This is a genomic window from Rhodopseudomonas sp. B29 (genome assembly GCF_000333455.1).
In the GTDB taxonomy this organism is placed as follows: Bacteria; Pseudomonadota; Alphaproteobacteria; order Rhizobiales; family Xanthobacteraceae; genus Rhodopseudomonas.
On sequence record NZ_BADD01000767.1, the window covers coordinates 1 to 8,070 of the forward strand.

Annotated in this window: 3 protein-coding genes and 1 tRNA gene; 1 reads left to right on the top strand and 3 read right to left on the bottom strand. The window is 63.2% G+C overall.

Going from position 1 to position 8,070, the window contains the following annotated elements:
• Together I5M_RS27605 and I5M_RS27610 are read right to left on the bottom strand one after the other, a co-directional pair.
• Nucleotides 1-3,418: S-layer family protein (locus I5M_RS27605; protein WP_210161632.1), on the bottom strand; the 3,418-nt coding region annotated here is incomplete at its 3' end.
• Between the two features lie 612 nt (nucleotides 3,419-4,030).
• A tRNA-Ser gene (locus I5M_RS27610) sits at nucleotides 4,031-4,124 on the bottom strand.
• Nucleotides 4,125-4,800: 676 nt separating this feature from the next.
• Between I5M_RS27610 and I5M_RS27615 the strand changes: the two genes are divergently transcribed.
• Nucleotides 4,801-6,267 (top strand): porin, encoded by a 1,467-nt coding sequence (locus I5M_RS27615; RefSeq protein ID WP_022724358.1) that lies wholly within the window; start codon nucleotides 4,801-4,803, stop codon nucleotides 6,265-6,267.
• A 387-nt stretch (nucleotides 6,268-6,654) separates the two neighbouring features.
• On the opposite strand, the gene I5M_RS27620 is transcribed toward I5M_RS27615, so the two are convergent.
• Nucleotides 6,655-8,070 (bottom strand): lytic transglycosylase domain-containing protein (locus I5M_RS27620; RefSeq protein WP_022724359.1); only part of this gene is annotated, 1,416 nt, incomplete at its 5' end.

Consider the following 8,070-nt stretch of genomic DNA (forward strand, 5'->3'; position numbering starts at 1 on the left):
AAGTTTTGCTGTTGCTGTTGCTGTTGTCGGAAGTGCTTTCCTGGACTGGCAGCACCGTCTGGCTGGTCAGGACTTTCTGGTCGGTCGGCGCCTGCGAGATCAAAAGGGTGGGCAAGACTGACGCGGTGACGGTCTGAACCACTTGCGCCGGGGGATGCGACGCCCATCCACCTCCCGCATTTCCATCGCCAGGGGCGGGCGTCACTGTGAGCACCCCGCCCACATAGGTGAGCAGGTAATTGCCGGATGCCGCGAGCGTGTTTTGCAGGATCGGATAGGAGCCTGCGGGTGAGGTGGCACCCGCAGGCGTCCCGAGAACGCCGGTCAGACTGTCGCCATTAACAAGGTTGCCGTTGGACAGGACCCAGGTCAGCGTCGGATTGGCGGAGCCGGAGGTACGGCTTTGATTGTTCGCCGTCACCGTGATCGGACGTGCCGTCACTGAGACATTCGAGCCAGTGTAGGTGAGCGCATAGTTGGCCGAGGCCGCCAGGGTGCCCTGGGTGATGCCGTAGCTGCCCACATTGGCCGTAGAACTGGCAGTCGACGCCAGCGCTCCGGTGAGTGTGTCGCCATTCACCAGCCCACTCCCGCCAACCGTGTAGGTCAGCGTCGGGACCGCACTGCCATAGACCTGAGTCTGAGCGTCCGCCGTCACCGTGATGGAACGCGTGTTCACGGTCAATGTGCCGGTGCCGTAGTCCACATACGCCGAGTTGCCCGATCCGTCGGTGACAGTGAGGAGGTTGGCGGTGGCGTAATTATAGGTACCCGCATTGGTCTGCGGAGTCGCGGCGCTGCCCCAGGCGAGCGTCGCATTGCTCGCCCCGATCCCCGACACCGTGATGCCCGACGTTGACGGGTTGGCGTCGCCGTAGGTCTTGGAAGTGTTGCCGGAGAGCTGAAAATAATCCGTGTAGAGCGCACCGGTCGAGACGGCGCGCAGCATCATGTAGCCGCCGTTCGCGCCCGTGGTGGACTTGCCCCACACACTCGCGAAATCCCACCCCGCATTGATGAAAGTGAAGGGATTCTGCATCTCCGCATCGGTTTTGCCGGTGACGCCGGAGATGGTGGTTAGGCCGCTCGTCTGCCCAATCGTCGACTGGTCGTAGAATGATGCGGTGATGGTGCCGCCGCTGCCACCGACCAGCCCCGACCAGCCGACAGCGCTGCCGGCCACACGGCCGGTGGAATAGCTCTGGGAGATGCTGACGGCATTGTACCCGACGAGGCCGCCGACAGAGCTGTTGCTTCCTAACCCGGTCACGTTGCCGGTGGCATAGGACTGGGAGATGTTGCCGAAATTGTCCCCGACCAGCCCGCCGACATCTGCGGAGCCGCGGAACCCGGTCACGCTGCCGGTGGCGTAGGCCCGAGTGATAGTGCCATAATTTATACCGACCAGCTCGCCGATGGAGTACCCCCCGAGGACACTGCCGCCGACGAGGCCGACGTTGCGGATGACCGAACCGTTATTGGTCGAGCCGAACAGCCCGACTTTGTCGGTGCCCGAACGGTTGATAGTCAGCCCGCTGATCGAATGGCCCTGGCCGTCGAAGGTGCCGTTGAACTTATTCGAATTGTTCCCGATCGGCACGAAGCCCGCGCCGCTGTTCCAGCCCGCCGTTGCGCTGGCGTCGATGTCGCGGCCGAGGGCGTAGGTGCCGGAGAGGTTATTCAGCAAATTCTGCAAGTCATAGGGCGTGTTCACCAGCATATAGGCGGTGATCGTCGTGCCCGAGCCTGCGTTGGATGAATAGTTCGTGGGCGTCGTGTAACTGGTGCTGTTGACGCTGGTACTATTGTTTCCCGTTGGATTGTAAGTGATCGACACGCCGCCGGTCGCCGTGGCGGTGATGCCCGACCCGAACGTCACTGTGCCCGTGCCGGTGCCGGTGTTATCGGCCAGCAGCGCGATAGTCGATCCAGTCCCTCCGGCCAGATTCGCATTCACCGCGATGTTGCCGTAAGCGGAAAGGGTCAGGGCGGAGCCGCTGGTCCAGGTGACCGGCGCGGCCACCGTGATGTTGCCCGCCTGGCTGCCGCCCGAGCCTGTGGTGACCGTGACATTGGCGTTGGCGAGGGCGTTTTGCAGCGTGGTCACGTTGAGCACGCTATCATTGGCATTGGCGCTGAACCCGGACATGCCCGCGTCGGCCGCGTTCGATATGGTCAGATTATAGGGATCCAGCAGCAAGGTGCCGAAGCCGCCGGCCCCGCGCAGATCCACCGTGCCGCGATAATCCAGCACCGCCTTGCCCGACACTTCTGCATCGCCGCCGACGCTCGCGCCGGTGGCGGAGATGGCTCCCTGGAAGCTGGTGAGCTGATCCGACCACACCACCACCTTGCCGCCGGCGCCCGTTGTACCGTTCGCCGCGATGCGCGCCCCCGTCGCAACCGTCGTTGTCTGGGCCGTGGGGATGGCCTCGGGCAGATATTTGGAGGCGGCATCATGGCCGCCCTGATAGTCCCCGCCCACCAGAACGCGCCCGCCCACAGTGCCGCTCGCGTCTAGATTCGCGCCTGTCGCCAGCGCGATGTCACGGCCCGTCACCACGATGGTGCCGCCGCTGTCGCGCTTGCCGCGCGCATCAAGATGGCCGCTCACCTTCACGGTGCCGCCGGACACCCGGATCTCGCCGCCTTTGGCCTTGCCATTGGTGCTGGCGCCCCGCGCCACCACCTTCTGCGAGACATTCACCGTTCCGCCATCGCCCGCCGTGAAGAAGATGCGCCCGCCTTTGCTGGCGACTCCCGTGGCCTTGGTGATGCTGGAGGTGTTGCCAGCCAGGGCATAGACATTGCCGCCATTGGCGCGCAATTCCACCTCGGCCGCCTTGATGACTCCGGTGGTTTTGGCCTGCGTATCCGCCCCGCCCACCTTGACCAGGAACTTGCCATCGGACAGCGCGCTGTCGCGCATCAGCACTTCATAGCCTGCCGCTAAGGCCGCTGTTCCGTTGGGCGCGGTGATGGTGCCGGCATTCTCCACCGTTCGGGCAATCAGTGCCACGTCGCCGCCCAGGGAGCCGATGCTGCCGTAATTGATTACTGAAGCAGAACTAGTGCCCCGGAAGGTCATGTCGCCGCCGGCCATGAAGGCGGTATCCGACACGTCGTGGGTAGAAGCGACGAAAGAGCCGCCGGTGGTGACGGCGCCCGTTGGCCCCACGGTGATGCCGTTGGGGTTCACCAGATAGACGCTACCCGTGGCGGTGAGCGTCCCATCGATTTGCGAGCGGGACAGGCCGGTGACCCGGTTCAGCGTCGCGCCGCCGCCATTCTCGAAGCGCACTGCATTTCCGGCGCCGATGGAGAAGCTGCCCCAATTGATGATGGCATTCTTCGAGGACTGGGTCACGAGAACGCTGGTGGCGGAGGGCGAGGAGATCGCCGCCGCGCCGGACGTCACGTTTCCCGCGGTCGGCAAGGCTGCTGCGTGCTGGGCTTGCGCTTTGGCTGGAAGAAGGCGGACAGCAAAGCAACGCTGGTCAACAGGCTGACAACACGAAGGCCATGAGTCCGCATCGAGTTCCAAGCCCACTTCGCGGGGCACGCTCATGCGTAGGTACCCCGTATAAAAGGGTAATTAGGTACAATTGGATTTTTCAGTTGAGCAAGTTCCGATCCTGCAACCCGTTGCATTTCTTGAAGTGTGTAACGTAGCAGACACGAGGAGGGCGTTTCAGCGCGGCGGAGTAGGCCAATGTCGCGGCCTGCGGCTATCCGCTCGGTTGTCTCGGAGTCGAGATGCCCTCGGCAGTGGTTATGGGGCTTGGCGATCAAACGCCGCCGTGTCGCGCCCGAATCGCGAAGGCAGACAGACGGGTGGCGGCGAGCGTCAGCTTCCTCCACTTCCATTCGCGTATCCGACGCTAACGAGGAAAACTTGAAAGTGGACGTCGTCAGCGATGACGGTCTGACGGCCGAGCCATCGCCATCGAGGCATCCCCGTCGATCCTCCGCCGGCACCAGTGCCGTCTGTCCAAGGCGGAGTTAAATCAGGATACTCAAGATTTTGGGGTGGCGGAGACGGAGGGATTCGAACCCTCGATAGGGCTTTACAACCCTATAACGGTTTAGCAAACCGCCGCCTTCAGCCACTCGGCCACGTCTCCGGCCCGCTCGATATGCCCGACGCGGTGCCGGCTCGCAAGCGCGATTGCGGCGATCGGAGCTGCGACTTTGGCTTTCGCACCGATCGATCGAGCTTCAGCGCGCGTTTGCTTTGCTCCATCGAGGCGAGTTCCGCAGCGACACGGCGCCGACTCCCGTTGCCGACACGAATCTCCGGTGCAGCTGGGCAGCGTCACGACGACAAGATTCGGCTCCCAGGCGAGGAATCGATTCTCAATTGAGGAGCCGCAGGGGCGCTTTGAGGGCGACTTCGGGACCGGGCCAGCCTTTGCAGAAATGACGCACTGCCGCAAAGCCGACAGTTCTCGAACGCGTCTAAACTAAAAATATATAAGTTATTTCAGTCGTTTGCAGCTTTGTCAGTAGATCGACGAGTGAGTGTTATTTGTGCAACACAGGCCTGAAAACAGTTGGCGACCCCCGTTTGCGCATCGTTCCATTGTTGCGTGTGCATCACTGTTAGGTAATTGTCGTGCCTGCGACGGAGGGGGGCATCCCGAGGTCGTCCCGAATTAGGTGGTTCGCTTAAGTCCCTCGCGTTCAGCGGGTGTGTCCGAAGGCGCGAAGCGGCTAAGCGGGTTTAATTCGGTGGAACCACTGCCGGTGCCTTGCGCCAGCGGATCGGAACCATCCGACAGAGCAAACTTGGAGGTTTACATGAACATGGTTAAGAGCCTTTTGCTCGGCTCATCGGCGGCTCTGATCGCCATGGGCGGCGCGCAGGCGGCGGACCTTCCGTTGAAGGCCAAAGCGGTCGAATACGTGAAGGTCTGCTCCATCTACGGCGCTGGCTTCTACTACATCCCGGGCACCGACACCTGCATCAAGATCGGCGGCTACCTGCGCGCTGACGCGACCATCTACGGTTCGGGCAACTACGACCGTCCGGCGTGGAGCGGTGCTGCTGGTGCGAAGAGCCGTCTGGCCAACAACACCATCATGCATGCCCGTCAGGACATCAACCTGGATACGCGCACCGCGACTGAGTACGGCGTCGTCCGCACTTACTTCGATGCGACGTTCAACTGGGGCAGCGGTGGTAACTTCGGCGCCGCGGACGGCGTCGCTGCCGGTAACCTCGGCGTGTACTACGCCTTCATCCAGTTCGCCGGGTTCACCTTCGGTAAGGCCGTGTCGCAGTTCGATACGCCCTGGACCGGCTATCCGGGCAACAACTCGTCGTTCCTGATCGGCGGCTATGACGACGTCACTGGTATCAACCAAGTGTCGTACACCGCTGAATTCGGCAACGGCGTGTCGGGTTCGATCTCGTTGGAAGATCAGTCTTCCTACCTGCAGTCGGGTCTCTACAACACCTCGAACATCACTGCGGCGACCTACGCTCAGGGCGTCCTCGGTACCAACTCCTACGCCGGCACGCAGATCCCCGACATCGTCGGCAAGATCCGCGTCGATCAGGCCTGGGGTCTGTTCCAGGTGTCGGCTGCCGCCCACCAGGTTCGTGCCAGCTACTACAACCTGGCTGACGAAACCTCGGGTCACCCGAGCGATACCTGGGGCTACGCTGTTCAGGGCGCTCTGTCGCTCAAGAACCTGCCGACCGGCCCCGGCGACAGCATCAACTTCACCGCGACCTACGCCAACGGCGCCACCCGCTACGTCATCGGTGGCGTGAGCCCGAACTCGTTTGCCATCTACGGCAGCTCGGGCATCGCCTATCAGAGCATCGCGTTCGGCAGCTCGGCTGACGGCGTGTTCTCCGGTACGTCGATCGCGAACGGTTCCAGCATCTCGAAGACCAACGCCTGGGGCGTCCGTGGTGCCTTCAACCACAACTGGACCCCGACCTGGTCGACCTCGCTGTTCGGTTCGTACTCGGCGATCGACTACAACGGCACGGCGACTGCGCGGATTTGCGCGACTGCGGTCGGGTTCACCTGCAACCCGGACTTCCGTATCGCTCAGATCGGTCAGGTTACCCGCTGGACCCCCGTCAAGAACCTGACGTTCTCGGGCGAAGTGATGTACACCTACCTCGACCAGTCGAACTCGGGCACTCTGGCCATCCCGGCGATCGCCGCGATTGCCAAGCCGGCGACTGCCTACGAGTTCAAGGACCAGGGCGTCTGGAGCGGCAACCTCCGCGTTCAGCGCAACTTCTGATCTGATCATCCCGAGAGGGATGTTCTCGGAGAACCCCGGCGGGCAACCGCCGGGGTTTTTCTTTGCCTGCTCGACACCGGGCGGACATCAGAGACCGCATGCGAAGCCCAAGGAACGTATTTCACAAAATCGTTGTTTTTCAGTGTTTTAGCATCAATGTCTTGGGCGCCGTATCAGTTGCGGGCGAGCCTTGAGATTAAGGTTTAGGTTTTGCCGCCAGACGCATGCAGGCGTGCGAGAATGGAATGGCGAGCCAGCCCCCCGGGCGAGCTCACCTCGTCGGAGTCGCAGCGGAGCGGCTGCTGTGTGACCATCCGACAACTTGATCCGGCCGCGCCGGATCGATCGTGAGCTTGTTCGGCCGCTACGCCGTTGGAGGCGGCGAGGCTATTCCACCGCGCCGCGGCGCAGGTCGGCTTCGATCTGCAGCCGGTGGCTGCCGCCGAATCGGGCGCGATAGACCTGCAGATTCTCGAGCACGCGTTGCACGTAATTGCGCGTCTCGGAGAACGGGATCAGTTCGACCCAGTCGACGGCATCGACCTTGGGATCGCGCGGGTCGCCGTAACGCTCGATCCATTTCCGCACGCTGCCGCGGCCAGCATTATAGGCCGCGAAGGTCATGATGTAGGAGCCGCGATAATCCTCGATCAGCCCGCCGAGTTCGGCGGCGCCGAGCGTGACGTTATAGACTGGGTCGCTCTTGAGCCGGTGCAGATCGTAGGTCGCGCCGTGTCGCCGGCAGACGTACTTGCCCGCATCCGGCGTCACTTGCATCAGACCGTAGGCGTTGGCCGGCGAAACCACCGATGGGTTGAAGCCGCTCTCCTGGCGCGCAATGGCGTAGACGATGCTGCGCTCGACATCGGGACCAATCGTCCTGAACTGCGGAATGCCTTCGACCGGATAAGCGTAGTGATCGAAGGGGAGCCCACGGTTCAGCGCAGCCTTGCCGAGCAGCAGCATGCCGCGGGCGTCGTTGTTGCGTTCCGCCACCTCGCCGAGCCCGATCAGGACGTCGGCGTCGCCGTTCTCGCCCATGTCGGCGAGGATCGGGATCACCAGATCGCGTTCGTCGAGCGCGTAGAGCAGTTCGACCGCGCGCACCACCTCGAGCCGTTCGACGTCGCGGCCCCGTGCCGATGGCGCAGCGCGCAGATCGAGCTGCGGCAGGCCGAGCTTGGCGCGCGCCAATTGCCCGTAATAGCTGGTCGAATGCCTGGCTGCGGCCGAATAGGCGGCGCGGGCTTCCTGGATGCGGCCGGCCGCTTCCGCCGCGCGGCCCTGCCAATAGCCGGCGCGCGCCAAGGCTGTGGGATTGCTGCTGCCGACGCCGATACGAGCGAAGTGTTGCGCTGCCGTGGCCGGATCGTCGAGGAAGCGCAATGCGATCCAGCCGGCAGTGAATTCCTGCTCGGTCTTGTAGATGTCGCGATCCGGAATGACCGCGTCGCGGGCCACCAGATAGGCCATCCGATAGTCGCCGACGTCGATCAGCTTGCGCGCCACCAGCCGCCGTTCGATCCACCACTGGTCGAGGTCACCGAGCCGGTTCGGGTCGCGTGGCACCGTCAGCATCAGGCGGCCGGCGTCCTGAATGTTTTCTGCGCGCCGCAGCAGCTGGATCTTGGCGAACAGATAGCCGGGATCGCGGTGCAACTCCTCCGGCACGGCATCGAGCAGGGCCTTGCCGTTGGTGCCCTTTTTGTCGACCGCGAGCCGTGCTCTCGCCAAAGCATACTCCGCGGCGCCGAGACGTCGCGCGGCGCGGACGCCGGGTTCGGGATCGTTGCCATAGAGGAA